Source organism: Bradyrhizobium pachyrhizi (assembly GCF_001189245.1).
Lineage (GTDB): Bacteria > Pseudomonadota > Alphaproteobacteria > Rhizobiales > Xanthobacteraceae > Bradyrhizobium > Bradyrhizobium pachyrhizi.
The window spans coordinates 1-24,323 of the sequence record NZ_LFIQ01000119.1 but is presented as its reverse complement, the minus strand read 5'-3'; the positions used below and the strand labels follow the sequence as shown (position 1 = coordinate 24,323).

The 24,323-nt window shown below is 57.9% G+C and carries 27 protein-coding genes and 1 pseudogene; 18 read left to right on the top strand and 10 right to left on the bottom strand.

Going from position 1 to position 24,323, the window contains the following annotated elements; translation table 11 throughout:
* Window positions 1-300: 300 nt before the first annotated feature.
* The 3 genes from AKL29_RS35065 (at window position 301) to AKL29_RS35055 (ending at window position 2,622) form a co-directional block, all read left to right on the top strand.
* Entirely contained in the window at window positions 301-963 is a 663-nt protein-coding gene (locus tag AKL29_RS35065; protein ID WP_050387326.1) for a ParA family protein, read from the top strand.
* A complete protein-coding gene (locus tag AKL29_RS35060; protein WP_050387325.1) occupies window positions 935-1,291 on the top strand; it encodes a hypothetical protein in 357 nt (118 codons plus the stop codon). The genes AKL29_RS35065 and AKL29_RS35060 overlap by 29 nt, the downstream gene beginning before the upstream one ends.
* 365 nt (window positions 1,292-1,656) lie before the next feature.
* On the top strand, window positions 1,657-2,622 hold the full coding sequence (locus AKL29_RS35055; protein ID WP_050387324.1) for a hypothetical protein: 966 nt from the start codon (window positions 1,657-1,659) through the stop codon (window positions 2,620-2,622).
* A 28-nt stretch (window positions 2,623-2,650) separates the two neighbouring features.
* On the opposite strand, the gene AKL29_RS35050 is transcribed toward AKL29_RS35055, so the two are convergent.
* From AKL29_RS35050 to AKL29_RS35040, 4 genes are all read right to left on the bottom strand, one after another.
* Window positions 2,651-2,959 (bottom strand): hypothetical protein, encoded by a 309-nt coding sequence (locus tag AKL29_RS35050; RefSeq protein WP_050387323.1) that lies wholly within the window; start codon window positions 2,957-2,959, stop codon window positions 2,651-2,653.
* A complete protein-coding gene (locus AKL29_RS35045; RefSeq protein ID WP_050387322.1) occupies window positions 2,940-3,845 on the bottom strand; it encodes a phage integrase N-terminal domain-containing protein in 906 nt (301 codons plus the stop codon). The genes AKL29_RS35050 and AKL29_RS35045 overlap by 20 nt, the downstream gene beginning before the upstream one ends.
* Before the next feature lie 795 nt (window positions 3,846-4,640).
* A complete protein-coding gene (locus AKL29_RS43085; protein ID WP_160321816.1) occupies window positions 4,641-4,796 on the bottom strand; it encodes a hypothetical protein in 156 nt (51 codons plus the stop codon).
* 40 nt (window positions 4,797-4,836) lie between these two features.
* The gene (locus tag AKL29_RS35040; protein ID WP_050387321.1) at window positions 4,837-5,025 is read right to left on the bottom strand and encodes a hypothetical protein; all 189 of its coding nucleotides are present in this window, start codon (window positions 5,023-5,025) and stop codon (window positions 4,837-4,839) included.
* A 204-nt stretch (window positions 5,026-5,229) separates the two neighbouring features.
* Between AKL29_RS35040 and AKL29_RS35035 the strand changes: the two genes are divergently transcribed.
* Window positions 5,230-5,430: a hypothetical protein gene (locus AKL29_RS35035; protein ID WP_050387320.1), complete on the top strand. Its 201-nt coding sequence runs from the start codon at window positions 5,230-5,232 to the stop codon at window positions 5,428-5,430.
* Window positions 5,431-5,459: 29 nt separating this feature from the next.
* Window positions 5,460-5,648: a hypothetical protein gene (locus tag AKL29_RS35030; protein ID WP_050387319.1), complete on the top strand. Its 189-nt coding sequence runs from the start codon at window positions 5,460-5,462 to the stop codon at window positions 5,646-5,648.
* Window positions 5,649-6,628: 980 nt separating this feature from the next.
* On the opposite strand, the gene AKL29_RS35025 is transcribed toward AKL29_RS35030, so the two are convergent.
* Entirely contained in the window at window positions 6,629-7,282 is a 654-nt protein-coding gene (locus AKL29_RS35025) for a hypothetical protein (protein WP_152977896.1), read from the bottom strand.
* 184 nt (window positions 7,283-7,466) lie between these two features.
* Between AKL29_RS35025 and AKL29_RS35020 the strand changes: the two genes are divergently transcribed.
* From AKL29_RS35020 to AKL29_RS35010, 3 genes are all read left to right on the top strand, one after another.
* A complete protein-coding gene (locus tag AKL29_RS35020; protein ID WP_050387560.1) occupies window positions 7,467-8,258 on the top strand; it encodes a hypothetical protein in 792 nt (263 codons plus the stop codon).
* A 135-nt stretch (window positions 8,259-8,393) separates the two neighbouring features.
* Entirely contained in the window at window positions 8,394-8,837 is a 444-nt protein-coding gene (locus AKL29_RS35015; protein ID WP_050387317.1) for a hypothetical protein, read from the top strand.
* A 31-nt stretch (window positions 8,838-8,868) separates the two neighbouring features.
* The gene (locus AKL29_RS35010) at window positions 8,869-9,948 is read left to right on the top strand and encodes a hypothetical protein (RefSeq protein ID WP_152977895.1); all 1,080 of its coding nucleotides are present in this window, start codon (window positions 8,869-8,871) and stop codon (window positions 9,946-9,948) included.
* Between the two features lie 698 nt (window positions 9,949-10,646).
* On the opposite strand, the gene AKL29_RS35000 is transcribed toward AKL29_RS35010, so the two are convergent.
* Window positions 10,647-11,024 carry a hypothetical protein gene (locus AKL29_RS35000; RefSeq protein WP_152977894.1) on the bottom strand — a complete coding sequence of 126 codons (378 nt, stop codon included), beginning with the start codon at window positions 11,022-11,024 and terminating at the stop codon, window positions 10,647-10,649.
* A gap of 522 nt (window positions 11,025-11,546) precedes the next feature.
* On the opposite strand from AKL29_RS35000, the pseudogene AKL29_RS46050 reads away from it, so the two are divergent.
* From AKL29_RS46050 to AKL29_RS34985, 4 genes and pseudogenes are all read left to right on the top strand, one after another.
* A pseudogene (locus AKL29_RS46050) lies at window positions 11,547-12,155 on the top strand (recombinase family protein); the annotation flags it as partial.
* 57 nt (window positions 12,156-12,212) lie between these two features.
* A complete protein-coding gene (locus AKL29_RS46045) occupies window positions 12,213-12,437 on the top strand; it encodes a WGR domain-containing protein (RefSeq protein ID WP_167350462.1) in 225 nt (74 codons plus the stop codon).
* 194 nt (window positions 12,438-12,631) lie between these two features.
* On the top strand, window positions 12,632-13,375 hold the full coding sequence (locus tag AKL29_RS46040; RefSeq protein WP_244482599.1) for a hypothetical protein: 744 nt from the start codon (window positions 12,632-12,634) through the stop codon (window positions 13,373-13,375).
* A gap of 81 nt (window positions 13,376-13,456) precedes the next feature.
* Window positions 13,457-14,494: a hypothetical protein gene (locus AKL29_RS34985; protein ID WP_050387313.1), complete on the top strand. Its 1,038-nt coding sequence runs from the start codon at window positions 13,457-13,459 to the stop codon at window positions 14,492-14,494.
* Window positions 14,495-14,592: 98 nt separating this feature from the next.
* On the opposite strand, the gene AKL29_RS43800 is transcribed toward AKL29_RS34985, so the two are convergent.
* Window positions 14,593-15,357, bottom strand: coding sequence for a hypothetical protein (locus tag AKL29_RS43800; protein WP_193395275.1), 765 nt, complete (start codon window positions 15,355-15,357; stop codon window positions 14,593-14,595).
* A 207-nt stretch (window positions 15,358-15,564) separates the two neighbouring features.
* On the opposite strand from AKL29_RS43800, the gene AKL29_RS34975 reads away from it, so the two are divergent.
* Window positions 15,565-15,861 carry a nucleotidyltransferase family protein gene (locus AKL29_RS34975; RefSeq protein WP_050387312.1) on the top strand — a complete coding sequence of 99 codons (297 nt, stop codon included), beginning with the start codon at window positions 15,565-15,567 and terminating at the stop codon, window positions 15,859-15,861.
* Window positions 15,861-16,223 carry a HepT-like ribonuclease domain-containing protein gene (locus AKL29_RS34970; RefSeq protein WP_050387311.1) on the top strand — a complete coding sequence of 121 codons (363 nt, stop codon included), beginning with the start codon at window positions 15,861-15,863 and terminating at the stop codon, window positions 16,221-16,223. Before AKL29_RS34975 ends, AKL29_RS34970 begins: the two co-directional genes overlap by 1 nt.
* Here AKL29_RS34970 and AKL29_RS34965 read toward each other — a convergent pair whose 3' ends face one another.
* The 3 genes from AKL29_RS34965 to AKL29_RS34955 are packed head-to-tail and all read right to left on the bottom strand — an operon-like array spanning window position 16,224 to window position 20,501.
* Window positions 16,224-17,222: a hypothetical protein gene (locus tag AKL29_RS34965; protein WP_050387310.1), complete on the bottom strand. Its 999-nt coding sequence runs from the start codon at window positions 17,220-17,222 to the stop codon at window positions 16,224-16,226.
* A gap of 47 nt (window positions 17,223-17,269) precedes the next feature.
* Entirely contained in the window at window positions 17,270-18,745 is a 1,476-nt protein-coding gene (locus AKL29_RS34960; RefSeq protein ID WP_050387309.1) for a UvrD-helicase domain-containing protein, read from the bottom strand.
* A complete protein-coding gene (locus tag AKL29_RS34955; RefSeq protein WP_050387308.1) occupies window positions 18,735-20,501 on the bottom strand; it encodes an ATP-dependent nuclease in 1,767 nt (588 codons plus the stop codon). The genes AKL29_RS34960 and AKL29_RS34955 overlap by 11 nt, the downstream gene beginning before the upstream one ends.
* Window positions 20,502-20,606: 105 nt before the next feature.
* Here AKL29_RS34955 and AKL29_RS34950 point away from each other — a divergent pair, with 105 nt between their 5' ends.
* The 4 genes from AKL29_RS34950 (at window position 20,607) to AKL29_RS34935 (ending at window position 24,157) form a co-directional block, all read left to right on the top strand.
* Complete coding sequence (locus AKL29_RS34950) at window positions 20,607-21,089, top strand: hypothetical protein (protein ID WP_050387307.1); 483 nt, start codon at window positions 20,607-20,609, stop codon at window positions 21,087-21,089.
* A gap of 107 nt (window positions 21,090-21,196) precedes the next feature.
* Window positions 21,197-21,982 (top strand): AbiU2 domain-containing protein, encoded by a 786-nt coding sequence (locus AKL29_RS34945; protein ID WP_050387306.1) that lies wholly within the window; start codon window positions 21,197-21,199, stop codon window positions 21,980-21,982.
* A gap of 108 nt (window positions 21,983-22,090) precedes the next feature.
* On the top strand, window positions 22,091-23,362 hold the full coding sequence (locus tag AKL29_RS34940; protein WP_152977893.1) for a hypothetical protein: 1,272 nt from the start codon (window positions 22,091-22,093) through the stop codon (window positions 23,360-23,362).
* A 156-nt stretch (window positions 23,363-23,518) separates the two neighbouring features.
* On the top strand, window positions 23,519-24,157 hold the full coding sequence (locus tag AKL29_RS34935; protein WP_244482598.1) for an abortive infection family protein: 639 nt from the start codon (window positions 23,519-23,521) through the stop codon (window positions 24,155-24,157).
* Window positions 24,158-24,323: the final 166 nt, after the last annotated feature.

Below are 24,323 nucleotides of genomic sequence, written 5' to 3'. Positions count from 1 at the left end.
CCTGCGGCTATCGGCGCTGGCGTTACATCGCCAAAACTCTTCGCCACGTCAGCTTCGAATGACGCTGCGAAGTTAGTACACAAGCACATTGCCATATCAGCACGCTGTTATGCAGCTGGGCTGCTGTGTACCTTCTGTTTCTTATGTCAGCCTGGCGCCGCGCTGCTAAGCTGATATGCAGCTACACAATCATGCTGATACATCAGTGTACTGCTACTCTGTTGTAGCATTGTAACAGCCTGTCGGCGAACTGCTGTACTGCCGTAGTAGTCATCCGCGCCTCTGCACTAGGGTGGGCGCATGAAAATCGTCAGCTTCGTCAATCAAAAGGGTGGCACGGGTAAGAGCATGCTCGCCATCAACCTCGCGGTGGCCGCGGAGGCCACGGGCGAGAAGGCCTGCCTCATCGATCTCGATCCCCAAGGCACAGTGACCAACTGGTTTGATACTCGAACGGCGGAAACGCCGCCCGTTGTCGCTCACGAGTCCGCGGCCGATCTCACAAAAACCCTTACCATGCTACAAGAGGCGGGTTTCTCGCTGGTCGTGATCGATACCAAGGGGGAGGATGGTCACGCCACCCGGGCCGCAATGCGGGTCGCTGACCTGTGCCTAATCCCGGTACGGCCCGCCGGCCCTGACCTACACGCCACGCGCACCACGATGGCCGCTTTGCACACGATGCGCCGCGACTTCGCGCTGGTGGTTAATCAAGCCGCGCCGAACAAAGCCGCCAAGCTTACGTCGGCTGTCATGACGGGCCTCGCTCAAAGCGGGCCAGTGGTCCCGGTCTCTTTGGCCTCACGCATGGACTTTCAGTACAGCTACGCTTTGGGGCTCGGCGTCAATGAACATGCGCCGGGATCGAAGGCCGCCGAGGAGATTGCCGAGTTCTGGGCCTGGTGCAGGAAACGTGTCAACAAGGAGAAGACTGGTGAGCAGCAAGAGCGACGCCGCGCGTAACGCCGTAGCCGCAGCGGCGGGTTTGGATGGGTTGCTGCGGCCAAAACCCGTTCAGTTGGCGGTCGTACAGGATGACAATGTGGTCGAGATTCTATCCGAAACGGCCGCGCCTGGCTGCGAGCCGGTAGCGGACGAGGGTCGCACAGATACGAAGCGGCAAGGGGGGACAGTGCGGGCAACTTACAAGCGCGTGATGTTGTACCTGCCGCCGAAAGCCAAGAAGAAGATGAAGGAGATTGCCTTCATCACTGATCGCAAGCCGCATGATATTTACCTCGATGCTTTGCGGGAATATCTGGAGCGATCAGGCCATCCCGGGCTGCTGTAGCAGCGTAGCAGTACGCTAGTGTGTTGCTAAATGCCTCCCATTGTGGGCCGCCGCGGGGGCACTTGAAAACAAAGCTTCTTGCCCAATACTAGTAGGCAATCACGTATTCCGTTTCGCCCTCCAGGGGCGAGCGACTTCCGCACAACGCTCTCCCGAGCGTGCGGGAGAGCTCCACTTGGAGAGCAGCATGACCCGTTACTACCTTGTTATAGCTTTCGCTTTGCAGGCTTCGCGGTATACTTCTCGTTCGTCGGTCAGCCGCTTTTTGCTGCGCCCAACGCAATAGCTTCACTGATTTACGTTGCCCTGGCGTTACGAGCAGCGAAACGCGCCCCGCGCGACATTACATTTTCGGAGAAGGTCACGTGAGTGACCTTTTTTGTTATCAAGTCATTTGGCGCTATTTGGAGTTTCATTTGTCTAACCCGGACGATATCGAAGAGATCTATGGGCGTAGTGTCGAACCGGCCGGCGAAGCCAGCGGGATGCTGTCAGCCCTCGGCCTCCACATTTTTGGTCGAGACGGGTTTGATGACTTACGCAATCGGCGATGGAGTTTCATTGCAATCGTCGGGCCGCTGATTGGCCTCGTCGCTGACGTCGCTACCGTTCTGGCTCCGATCGCTTCTATTGGGCTTATTGTGTTCGGAGCTAGCTTCCTAGCTCTCGCGGCGATAATAGCCGTGTGTCCTCAATGCGGCCGCCGCTGTGCTTTTCCTTGTATAGCTTCGCTCATTCTTACGGTGTGCTTGGGACTTACGGTGGGAATTCAGAAGTTGGCCGCCGCGGAGACAAAGGGTTTCGTGGCAACAGAAATTCCGTCGATCACCACAATTCAGAATGAACTTCAGGGAATAGCGGCTCGGCTCGGCAGCATTAACACAACCGTCGCAACAATTGACGATACCACGAAGCGAATGGAGTCCGCGCTCGCTATCCCGAGAATGCCGCAAGCGGAAATACCCAGGGTGAGTCTTGCAACTACCTACTATTCAAAGGAGAACGAAGCAGCGATCGATGTCCTGAATAAATACGACGGACGAGTTGTTTTCATCGACATAGTGAATCAAGACCTGTCCGTAAAGCAAAACTGGGAGGTCTCTGAGAAGTGTAGGGGGGAGGACGGAGAGTATCCAATACCGACGACCAAGGATAAAGCCCAACGAGACTGTACCTACTATCTATCTCTGGACATCAAGAGCGATGGCGGTGTCCCATACTCGTCTGGGGGAACTGGAGTAATGAATCTCTTGATTCGGCGATACTTTCTCGTGAATCGACATGCTAGCGGGTATAAAGTGACTTTTTTGTTGCGCGAAGTGCGTCAGTGAAATCGAATCTACGCTTGCGACGATGCGCCTACCAGGAAATCTCGACGTCAAAGCCGGTGGCCTGCCGTCCATCTTCTGTGGTTGCGACGCGGCTTTGCCATTCCCGCGTCAAGCCGTTTTCCTTGACCCATTCCTCGAATGCCACGGCGCCGTCCGTTTTCCTGAGATCAATGCCATCGGGCAATCGAATGCGCAGCGCTCTGTGCCCGTTCTTGGCGGCATTGTGCAATGCCATCTTGATCTTATCGCTGCGCAGCTGCGTCGCCGCCAGGTTCTCCAATGCTATCGCATAGGACTTTTCAAGCTCAGGGACGAGCTTAGCTAGATTTAGTTTCATCGCGTCGATTCTGCGCCTTTGCGAAGCGACTGCCAAGATAGGTGTCGGTGACGGCCAGCCGACCATGTCCCAGCTCGTTTGAAATCTGCATTCGGGCGCGGAAGTCAGCGGCTTTCTCGATACGGCTCATGCGCTCATAGGTCGGGCCGCCGGCAGCGGGGCAGGGGCGACCGGTCAAGCCCTGGTAGCGCCACTGGGCGTACCAATGCCGATGACCGTGCAAATTGCGGATGCCGGCGCCCCACGTCACATGCTCGACCTCTTTGCGAAAATCAATGTAGCGTTGACCTTGCGGAATAAGTGAACCGTCGCCGCAGGCCTTGCGCAGCTCATCGAGCAGCGTTCGTTGACGCGGATGGACCACGGGGATCTCCCGCGCCCGGCCGCCTTTGCACCAGCTGGATTGCATCGCCAGCCGATCCCCGTTGTCGGCCTGGCTCACGCGGAATTTCAAACTCTCTTCCAGCCGCATGCCAAAGGCCATTTGCAAACGCAGCGCGAGGCGCACGCGATAGGGCAGGGCGGCAAGCTTGTCGGTGGAGGTGGTGTGGGCGCGGTTGCCGTTGAAGGCGGAACGCCTCTCAATGCCGGCGCTATCGTTGTCACGCGGGACCACGTTGGGTTTTCGGACCCGACCGGCCCACCAGCGCAGCCAGCCCATGCGGTTTTTCATGGTGCCGGCGGAAAGTCCCGAGGATCGCCAATGGCCGACGAGCGCCTCGACATGGCGCGGTTTCAGTGACGACGCGGCAGGGAGCCTGAAGCCGAGCGCACGGAGGTCGCGCGCCATCAGCTGCAAGCCCCGGTGCCGTTGGCTGCGCGTGAGATACGACCCGACACCATCGCTCAGGGTGATGGTTTTCAGGTCGAATGAGAGCGCGTCCATCGTCGTTGCCTTCGTTAGTGTTTATGACCGCCGCGAAAGCCTTGGCATGACGCGGCCCGCCCTACTGGCGGGTTGGTCGTTCCAATGCGGCGAGCGACGCCGCGTTGTCTCGTTTGGTCTGTGATCGGTTCGCTACCGGGAATGCGGCCAGCTCCTTCCATGCTGTGCGTTGGCATTGCCGAGTTGTTGCGCTTCCTTGTCATTACTTGCCTCGTATCGGCGTGCCTCCGGCATTGCCCGTGGGGTTGCACTGGCGGCGGGATTGCTGGGACAAACCCAGCTCGTGTTCGTCGTGTGGACATTATCTTGCTCCTTTGAAACGGTTGTGGCCTCTCGGCCGGGGATGGTTCGTCTTGTCGTACGGCCTGGCGAATTACTTCTGGCACTCGCTGGCACTTGGCCGTTGCAGAGCCCGTGCCTAATCAGCCCGGCGTGCGGAATGATTGTGCAACCGTGGAGGGAAGCTGTCCGACAAACTTAGCGCCGGGCGTGTGGCGCGCGCCCTCACTACTGGTCTTTGACTGTAGTGAGGGCGCTTGCAGCGCGAGTGCCGGCGCGCCGGCATCGGGGAGGGGGCCTCCCCGAACCCTTCTCGTGGCCGCTTAGGGCTTCGCCACCCAGCGGCCAGCGGAGGCCTCGCGCGGGCCTCCACACCACGCGCGGCCGGGGACACCCCGGCGCCCCGCACTGCGTCCCGTCGTACAATCGTGGAATCGTGAAATCGTGGACACGATGGCCGAGCTGAAACGCGAAGGGCGCCCGCATGGCGCCCTTCTTTTCGTCTTATCGTCTTCATCATTTGAACAGGTCGAGCTGGGGATCGCTGACGATGCCGTTGTCGGATTTGAACTTGGCGGTCGTCATGTCCTCGGATGCCCAGGGGAAGTAGAGAAGTCCGCAGGTCGGGCAAGGGGAGTTCTGCGGTTCGGGACTTTCCTTCGTCCACTGCATCAGGTGATCTCCCGTGCAGCGGTACCAATGGCGATGCATGTTAATCGCCATCGATGTCCTCGTCGGCGTCGTAGTTGCTGTTGGTGAGCACCTCCGGCCGGTAGTGGCTGAGCTTCTCGTCCTCGCACTTGGGGCAGACCCGCGCCAGAGGAATACCGCGGGCATCATTGGCCCAGCGGGAAAGAAGCCCGGACCCGCAAGGGCACGGACGTGCATCGTCGATCGCCATGGGCGTCTCCGGGAAATGGGATGAAGATGAGTTGCAGTGGTGGAATCTTGCGCCGCTTGGCTGCAAAAGCCCCGCGCTGAGCGCTGATACATGCCTGGTGGCTAGGCAACAAAAGCACCTGACGGCTTTACGGCCCGTCAAGTTGCGTCAGCATCGGAGCACAGCGTTCCGCTGGAAACACCTCTCGTTTGAAAAGGAAAACCGATGGCCGAGAGCAAGCTGCCCTCGCATGACGCATTCGCTGTCAGCGGTGACGGCAGGAAAGCGACGTGGACCCGGATAGGTGCCGCGTGGCCGAACGACGACGGCAAGGGCTTCAACATCGTGATCGCACCGGGCGTTGCGGTGTCGGGCAAGATCGTCCTGCGTGAACCGAAGCCGCAAGGCGACCAGGAGGGCGACTAGATACGGTTTCGCTCGTTGAAGCCAATGCGGTGCTGGACGCGGTCTATGGCTTGATCGATCAGACGTCTTGGCCCGAATGGCGCAAGGACCAATTCATCCGCGCCGTTGAAGCGCTGGCGGAAGCCCAGCTTGTCGTTGAAGGGGCGATTGCGCTGCCGCAGGAGGCAGAATCCCGGCAGCGCTTCGCCGCCGCCTTCATCCTGTTTGCGAAATGCTGAGGCTCTCCCACGGGGGAGCCTCTTTGATTTTGGGCGTGTCCCGCCGGGTCGGGCTTTAGGCTGCGCCCGGAGCCGCTTCGCCGTCTCCGCCCATTCGGGTCACAATCCCTCACGCGAAGCGCTTTTGAACTCCTCGCCGGAGGCACTCGGTCACGCCTTTGCCTACGGCATCGCTATCACTAAGGCGCGCACCGGGTGCCTTGTTAACCGGTCTCGTCGTTGCAGTCGGTCCCGCGTCCCGCTGTGCGGCGCTATGCTGACGCTCCTGCGGCTGCACTTTTGCCGGCCTCTGTCTTCGCGCCGGCCTTTCATCGCGCTTCATCGCTTGTGAAAATGTGCTGCGCGTGGGCCATGTGCATCGCGAATCACTCGTTCAACAGGGGGCCGAACGCTCGCCTCATCGCAACGACCAATGCAATTAATTGCACGGCGTACTTTGCATGTTCACAGCAATGACCACGCAAATGTAGGTTCTGGTCTATAGGGATGTACGTTTCGGTCTACATTCTAGGCCAAGCTTACATTTTACCTAACTGCCCCCCTTGCCAAGCATTCCGGAAAAGGTCCACATATCTAAATCGCCCCGCAAGACAGCTCTGAAACCTTCTAAAAGGAGAGCTGTGTCATGGATAAGTTGGAAGTCTCGCTGGGGTTTTTAAGCCTCAATGCTCAGGGAACGACCGCGATCGGTGCGGCGTTTTTTATTGTCGTTTTGTTTGTAGGGTTGCGTTTGCGGAAGTGAGCTAGCGCAAGACATCCCCGTGGAAGCTGTCGAGCAAGAACCAGGAGTATTGATATCCAATGGAGTAAGAATGTCCTTCAGAAATACACCCGTACGCTTTGCTGTAGGTAGCCCGTAAGGTTGTAGAGGCCGCCGAGGCCGGCACTCCGAAAGAGATCGCCGAAGCGGCCGTAGAACGCATCGGTCTCCGATGACCCCCTTGGTGGCCCTCGTCTGAGCGCGTTCGGCAACCAGGGCGTTAAGCAAACCCTTTCGCATAAAGGTCTTCAGCACGGTCGAGCTTATATTCGTGCACCCACGGCTTTCCCGTCATCGGGTTGATAAACGTTCCCTTTAGGTCGATCGACAAGTGAGCCGGAAGCGGGATGCGCCGGCCGCGGGTCGCTTGGTTGGCGACCCAGCGCGGTGGATTCAAAATGTTTTCCGGTGCCTCGTCGAATGCGTCCTGATCCTTGAATATCCAAATCTTTGAGTGCGCCTCACGAACAGATTGCTCCAACAAGTCGAAGGGTACGGCAAGGGGAGTAATGGCGTATGCCTCTTTAACGGCGGGGATGAGGCCGTCGACGATAGCGCGGTTGAAAATGAGACCATCGCTGGGTGAAAGATAGTATTGAGCACGGTAGCCGCTATAACCGTTAAAGAGCTGGTCGAAAACGCCTTCAGCAACGGGAATTTGCGCCCAGAGTCGCGCGAGTTCGGGTGGAGCAGCTGGATCGATTGCGGGCTCCCATCTGAGCCATACTTTGCCCTGACTGGCTGAATGCTCAGCGTCCTTGACGACCGCTTCGATCAGCTCGCGTGGTGAAGGAGCATTGAGAAGTCGTGCGCGGCGCTCGTCGTCGGCCAGGGCCGTTAGGTCCCATTCCTTTGAGCTGACAGTTTGCATCACCTTCGAGATCTCGTCTTAGGCAGAACCTACCAATTTTTTCCGGTGAAAGGACCTTCTGCCCGCCGAGGAAGGGCGACCTAAGACGACCACTCTGCAACACAGCTAATCAGGAACCCTATCACGCAACAGCTGGAAATGTGGCGCCCATAAAAGGGTGGTACTCTGCTGGCAAGGGGAGCCGGCTATGCAACAGCTGCAAATCAGTTTGAACGCCAATGGAGTTGCTGCGCCAGCGCAGCGGGCTGCCTGGCAGTGCTGCGAAATCGTGACCTTCTGTCTGCAGTCGGCCGTCGGCAGCGACCTGTCCAAACAGCCAGAAATCGTCACGAACGCGCTAGCGTACAGGTTCACAGGCCCTGACATGAGCGCCGCGGAGCGGTTTGGACTCTATGAAAATTGGATGCTTTCGAAAGGGTTTCAGGAACTGGCGCGGGGTGTGCGCGAGTCGCTCGAGGAGGCAATATTCTATCTAGAGCTTCTTAAAGTTCAGCAAACTCAGACCACTTGGGGCGAATTCCAAGCCAAAGTTGCTGCTATCCGGAGGCGAGCGGGACGGTTGCTGTTTCCCGCACTAATGGCTGAGGTCAACGCGGGTTTAACGGCAACTTTGACGTTCGCCGATGAATTTACGTCCTTCCAGAAGGTTCGCAATTGCCTCGAACACCGGGGTGGCACGGTCGGCACCGAAGATGTCGATCACGCCGGAAACCTCACCTTGACGTTGCCGCGCCTCAAGATGTTCTACGTGAACCCGGCCGGCGAGGAAATTGAGCTGGCCCCTGGCGTGATTATCGACACGCACGAGCACACCGGCCTCGCCGAGATATTGATAAAGCGGGAAACCCGCGCCAGAACGTATGCCTTGGGCGAGAAGGTCGCCTTTAACGCTGCCGAATTCGGTGAAATTGCCTTCGCGTGCCATCTTTTTGCGAACGACCTGGCGACCAAGTTACCTACTCTCCCTGCGTCCGCTTGAGTGAGTGTTGCGAATGCCAGAGGGGCCGCAAAGGGTGCGTCTTTGGAGTGCACCCAAATGCCATAATGCTCGCCCTCAAAGAAGATGTGTCACTAGGGTTCGTTTCCGATTTTCTGGGATAAGCCGCCGCCGGTAATGACCGATGTTGTTGTTGCATTCAGCATGTATTTCCCGGCTTCCGAGTTTGTCCTGGCCAAAGAACAGCGCTCAGAAAGGAACTGGAAGGATGTTCGATACATTGCCGCAGCGGGCGATGGGTTCACGACCGTCGTGAGTTTGTGCATCACTGATTCGCAAATGGGCGTTGAACATTCGGGCACAAGCAGCGAACTCGGCGTATTTCATCTCGCGGATGGGAAGTGCGTGCGCCTGATTGCGCATGACACCGTTGATACCGACGTGCTGCGGGTCGTGAATGCACAACGCGCGAAGATGTTGGAATTTGCACAGGCGAACCGATTGGATGTGCCGGCGGACACCTTCGGCTATTTTCTCGGCCATAGGCCCGACGGCGTCCGCAACCTCATTGGCGTAAAATGGCCGTTCGCAAGTCCTACGCAGTCTGTGGGCGGCAATTAGTACGCGGAAATCCCGCGACAGGCGATCCGTGTTGTTTCGCACCCTGAATTTGGCATTTGCTGATCCGGTGGAGCGATTGCCGAATCTTCAAATTGCCGGTACACGCGTTGCCCTCGTGCGTTCAGCTACCGATTCGGAGCATGGAATGACGAAACGATATTGGGAAACGGTTAGTGACGCGCAGCTCTTGGCTGTGGAACTGACGACCGATGATCCGGAAAACCTGGCAAACTTAGTATCGACTGTCCCGGAGGGTGCATCGGAATCCTTCGTTGAGTATGGCTACGACCTGCGCAAGTCCGAGCACGAGAAGATGCGGTGCACGCACTGCCATCAACCTCATCTTGCCGGACTGGTTATAAACAAGGGAGGTCTGCGTTTCCTTGTGGGGCACATCTGCGGCGTGCACATTTACGGCGCTAACTTCGCCGCGCTCAGGAAGGATTACGACGCAGCGGTTGATCGGCAGGCAATTCTGCGGCGCATCACGCAAATTAGAGCCGTCGTCGATCCTTTTTTGGAATGGCTGGAGACGTTCTCAACGGCCGAGGTCTTTGACCGCTATGTAGAGCTCAAAAGCCGGTTTCGGAAGAGTTTGCCGTGGCTTTGGGATCAACTGGAGTGGCATACAAACAACGGCGGCGGACGCGTCGGACAGACGAGGCTGCCCAAGACGCTGTTTGACGGTTTTACCGATCCACAGCGCGGCCTGAAGGAGTTGGCGGCCGAGATTTCCAAACTGGCCATGTTAGTGGTCAGTAAGGTCGAGATTGATCGGGACATCAACAGCACACTCGGCCGCTTACAGTCTCTGCTCTCCCGCATTGAAGATACGATAAGGCAACTTCAAGAGGTTGAGCAGTTCTTCCAGCCCAACTCACTTGCAGGCGTAGTCAGTTGGGCGAATCAGCGAGACCGCAGACGCAAATACAGGGCGGAGCTGATGAAGATCACTTGCATAGAAGGAAACAGCCAAACCAACGTTCGTGTCTCGCCAGCGTATAAGATTCCAGATATCGCCCCAATCGCGGCCTTTCGGACGGCGGTATCGAACCTCTCAGACCCGGTAGCCCAGCCGCTTCACTCGACTGACCGATCTCGTGCGGTCTAAGTGTGTCGTTGGGGTGCGCCCGGGGTCACGCGGATCTCCGTTAGAGATACTGCTTTGTCTCCGCCCATGCGGGTGACAATCCCCCGCATGAGACAGATCGAACCCCTCGCCGGAGGCACTCGGTCACGCTTCTGCCTTCGGCACGGCTATCGCTGATGCGTGCCCCGGGTGCATATCACGGCTCACCATCGCCAAAAAAATAGAGATACAAAAAAGTAGGCCTCCATCGAGGAGGCCTACCTATTGCATCTGGGAGCTAAGCGTCTTCCAACGTTACGCGTTGGACCGCAGCCTTCACGAAATTCGCGTCAGTCTCGATCATTGCGAACAGCAACGAATTTTGGGGGTCCGCCTGTCGGCGATCCAGCTCCCACGACTTCAGCGCGTCAAGGTCGAATCCAAATGTCCGGGCAAACTCCGCTTGGCTCATGTTCAGCGAGACTCGCAGAGCCTTGATCTGAGCAGGCGTAGGTTGCCTCCACCGGCGCCCTCCCCGAGTTACAATACGAGCATGCTCGACAGCCTCGGCTGCTGCCCTTTTGATGGTCTCCATAAACGTAATCCTCAGATTGAGTGCAGATCTAGGTATGGGATTATATACCTAGGGCTAGAAAGCAGCAATCCCCACCTAGGAGCCACCGCGATGCACTCGGCAACGAATATAGTTGGCAGGCGTTAGTCGGTTGACGATGTCAGTGTCAGTCATCTTCGCTCTCCTTTGTTAGCTCGCGATAAACAGCCAAACCCTTCTCCAACAGCCAGCCGCGGATTGTTGCATCCCGTCGGATACGTTCGCACTCTGCAGGCTGGAGGAAATTCCAGATTGCGACTGGGAAAAAGCGCGAGAGATACAAGTGGAGCGAATACCCTTCGACCCCAAGCCATTCGTAACGCCGCAAATAGAAGCCGGCATTCGGCATCAAGCCAGGCTCCTCAAAAAGCGGAATGATGCACGGGCCGAGCGTCGGCATCGTGGTGATGTCATTCACGATCCGGCTCCGCATAAGCGGCGGACAATTTACGGCGTTAAAGTTCCTCTCGCATTCATCAAGCACAGTCACGATCACGCGGTTCATGCTTAATCTCCTTTGTGGCGCTCAGCTCGCCACTCGCTGCCCGACAGTTTCTGCCCCCCCAATGCTGCCGAACACTCAGTGGTGTACCCAGTACATGATTCTGGTTGTAATGCAAGGGGTGACTCGTCGAAAGTGTGCGTTGCGGAGTCAAAAGAACAGCATGGGAACAGGCGTTCGACTTCGCTGGGGCTTTGACCGTCGTTAAAACCGTTGCGAATCACCGCGGCCTAGGGTGTCAAGCATGTCCCATTGGTCGCCTAGGACCCAATTGAGCGCAGATAGCTTGGCGTGCACGCATCTGCCACAACGTGTCGTTCCCGAGAAAAGAACTTCGGCTGGCCAGTGAAGGCAGTTCCAGAATGACAACTCTGCAACACAACCAATCAGGAACGTCACTCAACGACTTGTCGGCATCCGTTTGCGGGCCTTAGTTTGTAATACGGGATAAGCGACAGAGTTTCGTCTGATGCGGCAACTTGCCGGGACTGTCACCTAACCGAACGTTTGAGTGACAGGAGGAAGATGCAACTCGGCTACATGAGGGTATCCAAAGCGGATGGCTCTCAAACTTTGGACTTGCAGAAGGATGCGCTGCTCGCGGCCGGCATCAAATCCGAACACCTCTATCAGGACCTCGCCTCGGGTCGCCGCGATGATCGGCCGGGGCTGGCAGCTTGCCTGAAGGCCGTGCGCGAGGGTGACATCCTGGTCGTCTGGAAGCTTGACCGCCTTGGCCGGGATCTGCGCCACCTCGTCAATACTGTCCATGACCTGGTCGAGCGCGGCGCCGGCTTTAAAGTACTGACCGGTCACGGTTCGTCGATCGATACCACGACGGCGAGCGGCAAGCTCGTGTTCGGGATCTTCGCAGCGCTGGCCGAGTTCGAGCGTGAGCTGATTTCGGAGCGCACGCGCGCTGGCCTCGCGTCAGCCCGGGCCCGCGGCCGGCGAGGGGGGCGCAAGTTCAAGATGACGCCGGCAAAGGTGCGGCTGGCCCAGGCCGGGATGGCAAACCGCGACACGCAGGTCGGCAAGCTCTGCGAGGAGCTCGGCATCACGCGCCAGACGCTCTATCGCTTCGTTTCGCCAAAAGGTGACCTGCGGGACGACGCGAAGCGCTTGCTCGGCATCGGGCCGGCCACAGAGATTCCAGAACCAGTCAAAAAAACAGGAAGAGGAGGAAATCGCATGACCGCCATCATGCTCACCCGCATCGATAACCACCGCAACATGGCTCGATTCTACAAGCTGGATGTACAGCCGACACTGTTCGGTGAATGCTCGCTTGTCCGGGAATGGGGCCGCATCGGCCGTGCCGGTACGGTTCGCATCGAAACGTACCGGAGCCGAGGTGTGGCCGACATCGCTATGGCGTCGAACTGGACGCGTAAGCTCAAGAAGGGCTATCGCTAAGACTCAAGCAATTCAGGGACGGGCCTATGGGGGAGGCGAGGCGAAAACGAGAGGCGGTTCTAAACGGCCCTTGCCCGTGCGGATCGAGAAAGGCAGCGCGCCTTTGCTGTTTCAATGGCAAAGAGTGGCATAAGCCCGCCACCACTCTCGGGCTAAAGGCTCTTCCAAAGACGGCGAGCGTGGCCAAGTGCTACATGAAGGAACTGGGCTCATGTGTTGCCCCGATCTCGGGCGAACACATTATCTCAGAGTCGGTCATCCGCGTTTTGAAGGGCGATGGCGATTTTTCGATTGCCGGCCTACCGTGGCTTGCGCCCGACGAGGAGAAGATCCTGGCACCCCAGAGTCTGCGAACGAATTGCTTATGCACCAAACACAATAGCGCCTTGCACCCGCTCGACGACGCGGCGCAATACTTTTTTGCGTCGCTGAAATCGTATCTCGAACGCGACGAGGGAATGAGGCATGCCCTTGTGTCAGGGCATGATCTTGAGCGGTGGCTCCTGAAGACAGCCAAGGCCGCCGCGGTGTCGAAGAACCTCGCCAGGGGACGGACGCCCCTAGCAGGTACGTTCTCGCGCGACTCAACGATACTGGATATGCTGGACGATCCGCGCCATTGGCCGGATGGAGCTGGGCTCTATTGCATCATGAATGCGGGCGATCGAATGTTGAACCACCCGCGCTTTCAATTGCAGCCGCTTACGAACACGCAAGAGGATATTGAAGCGCTGGCGCTCAGCATCTTAGGCTTGGGCTTCGTGTTGTTGCTCGAACCACTCGATGTCAGCAAGTATCCTTTCTTACGGGGAGCGAAGTATCGGCCGGGTAGAATCGTAATATCGTATCCCAGGTCGACCAGCTGGCTCACGATGAGTTGGGAAGACGGAAAGGTGCATGAAGAGTTGACGATGCAGCACGTGCGCGGGGTCCCATAGTCAGGCGCATCAGGGAATCGCATTTACGACGTTGCGACGCGCAGATTGCCGATTATTGGGCAGCGGCGCAGGGGAGGGGAAATGGCAAAGGAAGTTGATCCGCGGTTGCTCGCTCAGCTCGAAGCTGCCGCCAAGGCAATAAATGCATTTCCAGGAGGTAAGATCCCGAAAATCGATCCGAGACTAATGGACAGGCTTGATGCCGCTGCTAAGGCGCTACAGACCCTGAAAAAGCTCGAGCCACTGCAAGCCCCGTTGCTAGATTTTTCTGCCTTCATCAAGAAGCAAAGCGATGCGCTGGCCATCTTCCCTGAGTGGGAGAGGCGGTTTGCGAAGCAGATGCAGCCCCTTGCAGATCTGGCTCGACGGCTCGAACAGCTCCCGGAGGACACGCAAAGGTTTACCAAGGCGTTAGCGGAGGCAGGCAAAAAGGCGGAGGAGTTCTTTGACCGTTTCGCACCATCACCCGAACAATGGGCACAGTGGGAAGAACTCGCAAAAACCGATCAACGAAAGCATACATTAGATCGAATAGGGGTCCTGCCGCACGCTTCCACGCCGGTGTTGCTTCTCGACAGTCAGGACGATGATGCGATTAAGGCTGCACTGCAAGATCATTATATCGCGAACTGGAACGAAGTTGGCGACAACATCCGGAAGCGTGTTCAATTGCTCAGCGTGGATGATGAAGCAAAAGCTGCACTCGCAGAGGGCTTGGAAGCTCACGCTAACGGCCATTATCGTGCCGTCTGCCGCCTGTTGTTACCCGAGATTGAGCGAGTGGCCCGGGTGGAGTTAAAAGGTAATGCCACTGGCACTATTCATGTCGCTGCGGTCGTCGGTAAGCCCGCGGAATCGCTGCCAATCACCGCCACAAATCCGCGTGGCTATTTCGCCCTCGGCCTTTACCAGCGTCTAACGGAGCACCTCTACATCAAGGTTGACGACACGAATCGCGCCCGGCTCGAAAGCGATCCGGTTCCGAACCGGCATGCTGCCATTCATGGCTTAGTGGTCTACAATTCCTTCTGGAACTCGCTCAACGTCATCTTCATGACCGACTACGCTTTCCAACTTGTGTCGATGATAAAGGCAGGGGAAGGTGGAGCGGCGGCGTAGATTGCGTCATCGGATTTAGATAGGTGAGCTATAGGTTTCGGGGGTGCTTGCGATGACCTAAGGCAACGTTGCCCGTCCAAGCCTCGGGCCGGAAATGCCTAGCGCGCCGCAATGAACCTGCGTAGTAAAGCCTTGTCTTCGTCCAATAGGAAAATGCTGCTCGACGGATAGTCCGGCTGCCTTTCCTGGCTTGCGCGCTCATTCGGGATGACCCTCAAAAGTCGTCGGAATGCTGGATTGAAACGGCGCTTTTCCCAGCCGCTGGCCGCGTGGAGCGCAGACGTACGTGTTCGCCGCTCATCTTCCAGGAGGAGCTTTGCCAACGTGCGGGCATCCTGCTCCGTCGTGGATTTCCAGCCCATGACTTGATGGTCGACCTGCTCGTAGAATCTTTGGTTTAGCCGTAGCCACCAATGCCCACCGAACGCCCGCTCAACGTCGGTCAAGCTCAGGGAATTCAGATCGAAAGCGGCTTTTTCGACGTCCTCTCGATTAGCTCCGGGCAGCAGCTTGCACAGATCGTCAAGGGTGAGACCTCGCCCGGCCATACCGTCGCCGGGTGCGCGGGCGAGAGCCACGGCTAGGTCCACGCTGATACCAACCAGCGTTGTACTTGGCGCTAGCATTTGCGTATGCCGGTCTAGCCGTTCGGAATGTTCGTTGGTTCGTTCCGAGATTGCACCTTCCCATTCGGTGCGAGCTTTCTGTGCCGGGGTTGGGACCAGATCGCCCGCCAGCTTGACTACCATGCCGCCAAGCGGGACTTCGCCGGCCAATGCTTCCACTAAGCTCCGTACCCTATTGTCCGGATGGTTTTGCTCTGGGGGCTTGATCGGCTTCTGATCGTCTTGCTCGTTACTCATGGTTCACCTACGTGAAGTTGGCGCGGCGCCAGCGAAAAGGCGAAAAGTAAGCGGCTCTGCCGCCACGAAGCATACAGCCTTTTCTGATCACCTTCCATGAAGGCAAAATCGTATCGTCGCAATTGCGATTGCTCCGTCCATTAAAGAACCGGGCCGTGTCAGAATGCGCTTTTGCCGAAATCCATATGGTCGTGATAAGATGCACGCATGCAGACAGCTGAAGTCATTTCACGTTTGAAGTCCGTAGAGCCGGAATTGCGGGCCTTTGGCGTAGCCGGGCTCTATCTGTTCGGGTCCTATGCCAGAAATGAAGCGGGGCCAGACTCTGACGTCGACGTGTTCGTCGATAGGGCGCCCGGCAGCGAGCTGGACCTCGATGCTTTCGTCGGCGCCTACGATGTCCTGCAGGCCGCACTACCAATCAACGTCGACTACGGAACGCGGACCGGACTGTCTAAGTTCATCCGGGCACATGTCGAGCGCGAGGCTATCCGCGTTTTCTGATGGCATCCACTAAGACCCCGGCCGTGCGACTCCAGCACATCATCGCGGAGATCGAGGCTATTGAAGGTGCCCTGGAGGGATGCCCGTACGAAGACTTTCGAGATTCCTGGTTGCTCCGGCGCGCCGTCGAGCATGGGCTACTCATCATATCGGAGGCCGCCAAGACCTTGCCTGCCGAGGTGAAAGAAGCCGCAGCCGGCATCGCTTGGCGCAAAATCGAGACCCTGGGCAACTTCCTGCGCCATGAATATCGCGACGTCGATCCCGAGCTGATCTGGAGTATCACGCAGGATAACTTGCCAACCTTATTAGGAGCTGCGCGTAGGCTCGCGGCAGGATTACGCGAGCCCGAGCCGGCTTGATCATTTGCCTCGTGCTCGATCGATCAGAGCGTCAATTTCCCGTTCAGCCGCCGCCGCGGACTCGTCGATTGCCTCGCGAAGGTCCGATGTCGACGCCATAAAGGATTGATATGTTGACAATGCAGCGTGTGGGTTCTTGCCAGCACGCAAACGCCTTGCTTGTGCTTTCCATGATGCGATCGGGTCGGATCGAAACTTGTGAGGGTAGTTGGATCGGAGCCACGCGATAAATTGGAGCAAGTTGCCACTCCAACCTCTTTGCGCAGCGAACTCTTTGCCTTCTTTCGAGAAGGCCAGGCGCCAGGCCTGAGTATCGAGAACGGCAAGGTCGCGTGTTGTCTGCTGTCCTTCGTAAACGCCCTCCGCTATGATGCGGATTCCGACGTCTTGCTGTTTTATAACGTCGTCCATTTCATCGGCGAGAGAAGCAATCGTGTGACGTGGATCGTGATTGCATGCTTGACGGAGCGCCTTACAACCGTTTGAGAAGTCATCGAACCCCACCGTGAAGAAGGGGTCCTCCTTGAAATACTTCTTTGATCGCTCCGGCAATTTCTGGTTTGAACTCCAACCCAAGCCTTTTGGCCTGTATGAGCTCAGGTAGCCACATGCGACATCGAAATAGAACGGTGCGAGCGCCGGCAGTAGTGATTCATGCTTGAGGCCTACATGGTAGACCTCATTTCGATAGCCGTGCATGATCGTGATGGTCTGAGCGGTCTCATCCGATAGGCTGCCCGCGATCTTCGCGAATCTTATTTTCGCATCAAAATTACGGCCCAATGCGTTATCCAATACCGCTTGATGCTCGTACGTCTCTTTCTGCCACGCGTACATTTTGAGATCTGAAGCTTTATCCTTCGCAATTTGATGAAGGATCAACTCGACGGCGTTGTCCGTAAGCATGATGCCAAAGCGGGCGTAGTGGACGTCCCCCTTGGAGATTTGCTCCAGCGCGAGGTCGAGCTGTTCGATGACGGAGGCGAGGAACAAGAGCATCCGAGTGCCTATGCTAGCAGGTCAGCAGAAAGTGGTTGCTGGCATGATTATTCATGGTTCGCGCGCCTCCGCTTGCTCGAATTCTGCAAAGGCGCCGATTTCATGCCCAACATTGGCGTGGCCGAAACGATAGTGATCGTCCGCGAAGCGCGGGTGAGCGCCACGTAAAGGTCGTTGCGGCTCAGCTTCTCTGTTGCAACGATGATGGCGTGGTCGAATTGCAGGCCCTTTACCAGGAGTGTGCTCCCGACAGACCGCTGCGCCATACGCCGCCCGGCGTGCCGCATCTTGTTCTGAACGTGCCAGGCGGCTTCGGCTAGAGTTGAGTGCTCGCCCCGGACCACCAGCCTGAGGGTATTCTGCACGGCCGATAACAGCTCTCTCCGGAAGGCCACCACGCCGGGCTGCCGTCGCAGGCACTCCAGGAGGCTGAGGACGTGCGCGAGTTCGTTCGATGCGAGGAGATCAAGCGCGGCGCGCTCGGCCTCAGTGAGCCTGTTCCTTGGCTTCCATCCCCCCGCCAGGCGGACCACCCGGCGCTCGAAGGCGGTTCTCGCCAGGCCCGACATGGCACCGGCTGCCAGATCAAGGACCGCAGTAAGCCGATCCCGCGCCGCACAAGTCTCAATATCCCCCAGGAAGCTGGCCAGGGTCTGACAGGCTACCGGCTCGATTGCGCAGCATTTCAGCTTCGCGGCGAGTGATCCGCGGATGAGCTCGCTGGCCTTGTCGCCGATGACAATCAGCGTCTCGGTGCCGCGAAGCTTGACCGAACGTCCTGCCGACAGGTTCGCCTTGAGCAGACCTTGCCTGGTCAACGACTGCGGAATGATGCGTGACACGCATCTCGGCGCCGCGGCCAGATCGACGCGGTCTAGCTGCTCCAGCTGGTCACGGATGCCGATGAGCCAGCACCCGAGCTTGTCGTTCTTTACCCGCTTCCATCGCCAGGGCTCTTTGAGCGCGCCGATTTGTGGAAAGTCGGTGGTGACGGCCTTCCAATCTGCAAACTGTTCATTGCGAAAGCCGAATATCGCCTGCAGCGGATCGCCAAATATGCAAGTCGGCAGGTGCTGCGACAGCGCGAGGATCAGGGCGTGCTGATCAACGGTGCAATCCTGATATTCGTCCACGAGCACGCGTTGGTAAGACGCTTTCAGAACCCCGGTGACGAATCCACCGCGAATAAGCTGTGTGGCAGCGGCGTATACAGCCGGCCATTCCTCACCGCGGGGCTCGCGGGCTTCGAGGCCTGACCTCCGCGGGAACGCTGCCGCAAATCTCAAGGACCAGCCGGCAATCGTCTCCAGGTCCGTGCGATGAAGGCTGACGCCTTTCTCCTTCAACCGCTGACGCAGTGAATCCACGCCGGCCAGAGTGTGTGTGAGCACCAGGCATTTGGCCGGGCCGCCCGCGGCCTTCACCACGTCGGCAATGCAATCGGTCTTGCCGCAGCCGGCGGGCGCAACTACGGACCCGAGCCTCGAACTCAGAACCGCGTCGACGATGGGCTCATTGCTCACGGTCTACCCAAGCCCGAATTTCAGCGATTGTCTCAGGAAACTTGCCCTTCAGCTTGTCGAGGTGCGGGCCGACGTGCCTGCGTCCGATCCACTCGGCATGGCTGATGTCCTTGAACCACCCGCGCTCACCCGGCTTGCCCCGCGACTTTGTAAGATCGCCGAGGGCAGCGCGAAGTTCGGGATCATCCGCAGCCTTTTGGACTTCTGCGACCGATTTAAACCGCTTTTTGGAATATTTGCTGGAGAGGCGGTCGAGAAACGTTTGATCGCTCTCCTGAATGGCCGCTGCGGCCTTGATGAGCGTGGCTACCGCGTCAGTTGGAAGATCCCGGAACAGGTGATCTTCCGTCGCGTGGCCCGGGGCCCAGCGAAAGATCGTTACGCCAGCTGAGCTGAGTTCGCCCAGAATCTTGGCGTCCTTTGGTTCGCAGTCGCTATCGAGCAGGAGGCCGACTCGATAGCCCAGCGCGCGGAAGTATCCGGCGGTCACCGGCGCCTTGTCGACGCCGCCGCCGGACACCGGCACAACCCCGGCAGTAGAGAACGGCAGGTGTTCCTTGCTGACCCAGTAGTCGTCGAGACCTCTGACCAGCCCAACCTCGGTCTTTCCTTCACAGACCAGAATGGCCGGCGCCAGGTAGGCCTGCGGGTTTGCCCGCGGCTGGGACTGTACGTCCAGCCCCGGGAAAGGCGTGTTGGCAGGAACGATGGTTGCTGCGCCCGTCTTGGGATGGCGACGGACGATATACAATTCGCCGACGCTGAGTTCTTGGAGGACCACTGGGGAGTGCGTGGTCATGAACACCTGGGCTTTGGTCTTGCCCTCGGCTTTGTCCTTCTTCAACTCCCGCAGCAGCCTGGATATGCGGTGCGGCTCCAGGCCGTGTTCGACCTCGTCGATAAGCGCCACCGACGCCTTGGCTCTGGCGTAGTCCTGCAGCGCGGCCGTGAACAGGCGCGACGAACCCACGCCCAGCCGTCGCAGCGGCAGGTCGCCATCATGCAGGGAGATACCGCCACCGGACAGCCCCATGGCCTGGACGTCGAGCATCGCGTGAAGCCGGTCACCCACCGGCACGCCGAGCCGCTGGGCGGCCAGCTTTGCCTCCTTTATCGTGTCAGCGAATAGCGTTTGCGAGTCTTTCGAGAATTCCTGGCGCGCGACACGTCCCGCTTCCGCCATCAGCCCGCGGGATGCCGCCGGACCCTTGGTTATCCGGTTGAGCACCGACTGCCGCCCCCAGCCCAGATGCCGGTCTGCATAAGGCCCGAGCCGGCTTGGCGCGATGTCCTGGCGATCCTGGAAGGCCAGCGCCCTGGTGCTCAACTGGCCCTGCCTGACCCGTTCGTTGAACAGTGTCCACTCGGCCTCGAGGCTGTGGTCGACGGTGAGCCTTAACGAAAGCACATGTTCGAGCCCCGACTGTTCCTCATCCGGCTCATCTTCCAGCGTCTTACCGGCCTCATCCCACCCTCTGAGGTAATGGCCGTAGCGATCCTCCTTCAGGAATTCAGTGGGTAGACCGCCGATAGTGACCGTGATGGCGATCGGGTTGGCTTTCGGGTCCACGGCGTAGAAATCGGTGTCGTCGAAGGTGACGCTGTTGCGCGGAGCAAACGCCAGCTCGATGGCATCGAGAACAGTCGTCTTCCCCGAATCGCCCGGACCCACCAAGCAATTGGTGCCAGGTGCCGGATGCCACGAGAGCTGCTTGATTCCTCTGAAATTGACTACCTCGACGTGGACGATTCGCAAGCCGTACCTCCCCCTGCCGCGAAGAGGCTACCATGGCGACGCAACTGGTGGTAGCCGTTGGAGCTTAATAGCTCGCGCCAGAACATCCTCAAGAGTGTCCATCACATGCAGACCAACGACGACGATCGGAAGGCAGTGCGCCTGCCGATAGCTTCCCTTCACAAGCACTGGATCACTGCCGACGCGGTGAAAGAGCGCATGCACCTGGAAATCAAAGCTCCGGAAGGCATGCCGCCGCAGTTGGTCGCGCAAGCCCAGAAATGGTCCCAAGTGCAGACGATGGCAGTCTTCTACGGGCTGTTCTATGTCGTGATCAAGGGATATCGCGAGCTTGGATTGAAAGATGAAGCCATAGATGCGCTGCTTGGTGCAAACGACTACGAAGCTCGTCTTCGTCGATTTCGCAATGCGGTCTTCCACTACCAGGAAGATCCCTTTGATAAGCGCTTGATCGAGTTTCTTGATGCCAAGGACAGCGAGCACTGGGGCAAGGCGCTCTATGAGGCGTTTGAAAGGTTTTTTGAGAACGTTCTCCCGATCAGAGAGATGGTCGAGAGGCTAAGCAGCCCGCAGGTGGATAAGGCCTGACCAACCGTCACAGCAATAGCGTCGTAAGGCGCGACTCAAAGTACTGGGGTTGGTATCAGGGCGGCTAAGGTCGTCGTTACTAACAAATCTTGTAGGGAGGTCGGCAGGTGTACGACACTTGGGACGTCAATAAGCGTATCGCCGAGGCCAAGCGGCTGACCGAGCGCTTGGTCGATCACGCACATTACCTGCTCGACATCCGGGAAAACAACGCGATCGTTGTCTATTCGGATCAGCTGTCGAAGCAAATTCCGCGGTCCTATGCTGCGAACGCTTTCAATGTCTTCCGGGAAGCCATGCATCAGATCGAGATGGTGAGGCTATGCGCGCTCTGGGATCAAGCTTACATTGACAAAGAAGCGATCATGACCGTCGTGGAGCTAATTGATGACGACAAGGTCATCGCAGCGTTGGCTGAGAATGCGCGCGCCCAATACATCAGTTTACCCGAGCCAACCGATGGTAAGAAAATTGATGAGGCGACGCTTGAGCTGCTGAAGGAAGCCAACCGAGAGCGCGGCGAGGAACATGCGACCAATGCCGCTCAAGGGCTGCGCGGCGCGATAGCTGCCGCCCGCAAGATCAAGTCATCCGAGGGGCTCAAGTCCATCAAGAATTTGCGTGACAAGCACATTGCCCATTACTTGACACAATCCAATGCGGAACGGAGCGGCGACATCATTGCGCCGATGAAGGTCGGCGACGAGAAGCCTATCCTCGATGGATCGCTGGCGATCATCCAGTTGCTATACTCGTGGGTGAACGGGATAAGCGTGTCGTTCGATGAGTCGCGGAAGATCGACAAGAAATGCGCCGAGGAGCTTTGGAACGGCTGCAAATTCCAGATTGAGGATCGGTCAAAGCCAACGTCAAAGAATACAGCCGCGACATGAGCCTGATGCGAACCGATTCACCGCACTCATTTCGTTGGGGGCTTGGCGCTATGCACCAGGTCGCGCAACAGCGCCTAGGGGATTGAAATGATTGGAAGCAGAAAGGACATGACCAGTTGGGTCATGCACTTCGTTCACGACAGAAATACTGCAAACGACCCTGCGTACAATATAAACGAGGGAGAGGATACCCCATTCTTTCCCTTTCACGAAGATCACGCATCCCGTTCTCGCTTTGAGCAATGGGAATGGGCCGATGACGACTACTGCCTTGAGCCGGACGCCGAAGCATTCTCGGTCCTCCTCAAAATCATATCCGACGGGCATATTCGGTCGGGATGGTCGTTTCGGAATGATCGTCCCACAATATATGGACCGCGATCAGCGTGCTGTTTCACTGAAATGCCACTCTACGGACTGATCGAATACGCAAAACAGCGATCGAGGGAATACGTCGGGGCCTATGCGATCGGTTTGCTGAAACAGGAATTCTTCGCAGCGGGCGGCAGACCGGTCATCTATGGTCTGAGTGGCCCCCATAACGAGATATCCAAACCCCTTCGACTCCCACCGCATTACTCGTGGCCGAGAAAGCTTGATCCGTCCTGCGGCATCGCTGAGCAGGAGCAGTATCGCTACGTCGCGATGAATCTTGATCCAAAGCGGCCGATTGACTGGTCCCATGAACGAGAATGGCGTTGGGCCGACAGTGACGACGCGTGTTCATGTCCTGGCCTTCCTGTCTGGCTTAAGGGAGAGCCGGTAAAGTTCACTCAGATTATGATCGTTGTACCTTCTGATCGCGAAGCGCATCGCGTTCTTGAACTCCTCAAGCAATATCACGATGCGGGCGCTCACAACTGTGGTCACGAATACAGACACAAAGCCCTGCTTGGTACCCGTATTCTGTCTCTGGAGCAGCTCGCTGCAATACCCTCGACCGCAGATCCCACGAACCTCCGGCTCGAGGATCTGCCTTCCAATTCCCTCAAGTCATTTGATCAGCCCGAGGCAACGCCTGAACTTATCGCTGCTGTCAAATCGGCGTTGGCGGAGGCCCACATTGCCGCAGAGGCCGCGGTCGAAAGCTTTCTTCTCACAGCTCGATACGTAGATGGCGGCAAGTTCGTAGCAGATGCATGCGGCTGGGCCGACCTCGTCATTTGCGATTCGCAATCGCCCGTGGTTTCAGCGCTGATTGCTTTGGGCGAGACCACAGTGATCGGCGGCATTGGGTATCGTGTGTCCGATTTCGGAAGGCACGGGCGGAGCAAAGATCAGGCACTTTCCGTAGCAGAGGCGGGCGTTACAGCGGCCAGCCAGGTCATGAAAGAGCGCTTCCCGGGAGTTGAATTCGACGTGCGCACTATGTGGGACTGAGCTTCTCTTCGAGGTGTGATATTTACCGCCATGACGTTGGATGACATACCCGCGGACCCGATCGAGCAAGCGCTTATGCTCGAAAACATGCTGATCTCCGTAGCGACCGGAGGCACGGCGAGTGGCCCGCATTATGGATATCTCCGGAGGCAGTTCATGGACACCCCTGAGCTTAGCCCACTTCTTCCGTCGTTCGTGAGAACCTGTCGAACGGTCGATGCGTTCTGGCAGTTCATCAAATACGAAGCTGGCACTTATGCGGAGCGCAGAACGATTATCCGTGCGGCTTTCACACCTCTTTTCGACCACCTTGAGGGACGCAACCGCGCACCGGGCGACATCGTAGTGTCGGATGCACTTGAAACATTCGATGCGGACGGTGTCCACGCGGTTTGGACGAAGGCACTCGCTCGGCGCCACACCGACCCGGAAGGAGCGATCACCGTCGCAAGGACGCTTCTGGAAACCGTCTGCAAGCGCATTCTCGACGACCTAGGCGAGACCTATGCGGAGAAGGACGACCTACCGAAACTTTATTCGACAACCGCCAAGAAGCTCAACCTTGCGCCAGACCAGCACACCGAGGAGCCCATCAAAGCCATACTCGGCGGCGCGATGCATCTCGTGAACGGGTTGGGTACCCTCCGCAATCGCTTGAGCGACTCACACGGGCGAGGCGGCAAACCGGTGAGGCCTTCGCCTCGACATGCCAGCCTGGCCGTCAATACCGCTGGTGCTATCGCAACGTTCCTGGTCGAAACTCACCAAGAACGCGCTGCCAAGACAGCAACTTAGCGTTCGCTGGCGTTGTTCCGGCCCTCATCTGCGCTCATAGTTCAGCAATTCCCACTTGGCTAGACTCACGGTGCCAGCGATCTTTCGGATCGCTTCGATCACCTCGCGGTACTGGGCCTCATCCCTGATCTCGGTCGTACGCATCCGACGGGCGCCGTCTTGTCTG

Bases quoted from the DNA above. Each gene is read 5' to 3' on its own strand.
- AKL29_RS35065 (WP_050387326.1), top strand. From the start codon at position 301: ATGAAAATCGTCAGCTTCGTCAATCAAAAGGGTGGCACGGGTAAGAGC.
- AKL29_RS35050 (WP_050387323.1), bottom strand. From the start codon at position 2,959: ATGAAACTAAATCTAGCTAAGCTCGTCCCTGAGCTTGAAAAGTCCTAT.
- AKL29_RS35045 (WP_050387322.1), bottom strand. From the start codon at position 3,845: ATGGACGCGCTCTCATTCGACCTGAAAACCATCACCCTGAGCGATGGT.
- AKL29_RS43085 (WP_160321816.1), bottom strand. From the start codon at position 4,796: ATGCAGTGGACGAAGGAAAGTCCCGAACCGCAGAACTCCCCTTGCCCG.
- AKL29_RS35040 (WP_050387321.1), bottom strand. From the start codon at position 5,025: ATGGCGATCGACGATGCACGTCCGTGCCCTTGCGGGTCCGGGCTTCTT.
- AKL29_RS35035 (WP_050387320.1), top strand. From the start codon at position 5,230: ATGGCCGAGAGCAAGCTGCCCTCGCATGACGCATTCGCTGTCAGCGGT.
- AKL29_RS35020 (WP_050387560.1), top strand. From the start codon at position 7,467: ATGCAACAGCTGCAAATCAGTTTGAACGCCAATGGAGTTGCTGCGCCA.
- AKL29_RS35015 (WP_050387317.1), top strand. From the start codon at position 8,394: ATGACCGATGTTGTTGTTGCATTCAGCATGTATTTCCCGGCTTCCGAG.
- AKL29_RS35000 (WP_152977894.1), bottom strand. From the start codon at position 11,024: ATGAACCGCGTGATCGTGACTGTGCTTGATGAATGCGAGAGGAACTTT.
- AKL29_RS46045 (WP_167350462.1), top strand. From the start codon at position 12,213: ATGACCGCCATCATGCTCACCCGCATCGATAACCACCGCAACATGGCT.
- AKL29_RS46040 (WP_244482599.1), top strand. From the start codon at position 12,632: ATGAAGGAACTGGGCTCATGTGTTGCCCCGATCTCGGGCGAACACATT.
- AKL29_RS34985 (WP_050387313.1), top strand. From the start codon at position 13,457: ATGGCAAAGGAAGTTGATCCGCGGTTGCTCGCTCAGCTCGAAGCTGCC.
- AKL29_RS43800 (WP_193395275.1), bottom strand. From the start codon at position 15,357: ATGAGTAACGAGCAAGACGATCAGAAGCCGATCAAGCCCCCAGAGCAA.
- AKL29_RS34975 (WP_050387312.1), top strand. From the start codon at position 15,565: ATGCAGACAGCTGAAGTCATTTCACGTTTGAAGTCCGTAGAGCCGGAA.
- AKL29_RS34970 (WP_050387311.1), top strand. From the start codon at position 15,861: ATGGCATCCACTAAGACCCCGGCCGTGCGACTCCAGCACATCATCGCG.
- AKL29_RS34965 (WP_050387310.1), bottom strand. From the start codon at position 17,222: ATGCTCTTGTTCCTCGCCTCCGTCATCGAACAGCTCGACCTCGCGCTG.
- AKL29_RS34950 (WP_050387307.1), top strand. From the start codon at position 20,607: ATGCAGACCAACGACGACGATCGGAAGGCAGTGCGCCTGCCGATAGCT.
- AKL29_RS34940 (WP_152977893.1), top strand. From the start codon at position 22,091: ATGACCAGTTGGGTCATGCACTTCGTTCACGACAGAAATACTGCAAAC.
- AKL29_RS34935 (WP_244482598.1), top strand. From the start codon at position 23,519: ATGGACACCCCTGAGCTTAGCCCACTTCTTCCGTCGTTCGTGAGAACC.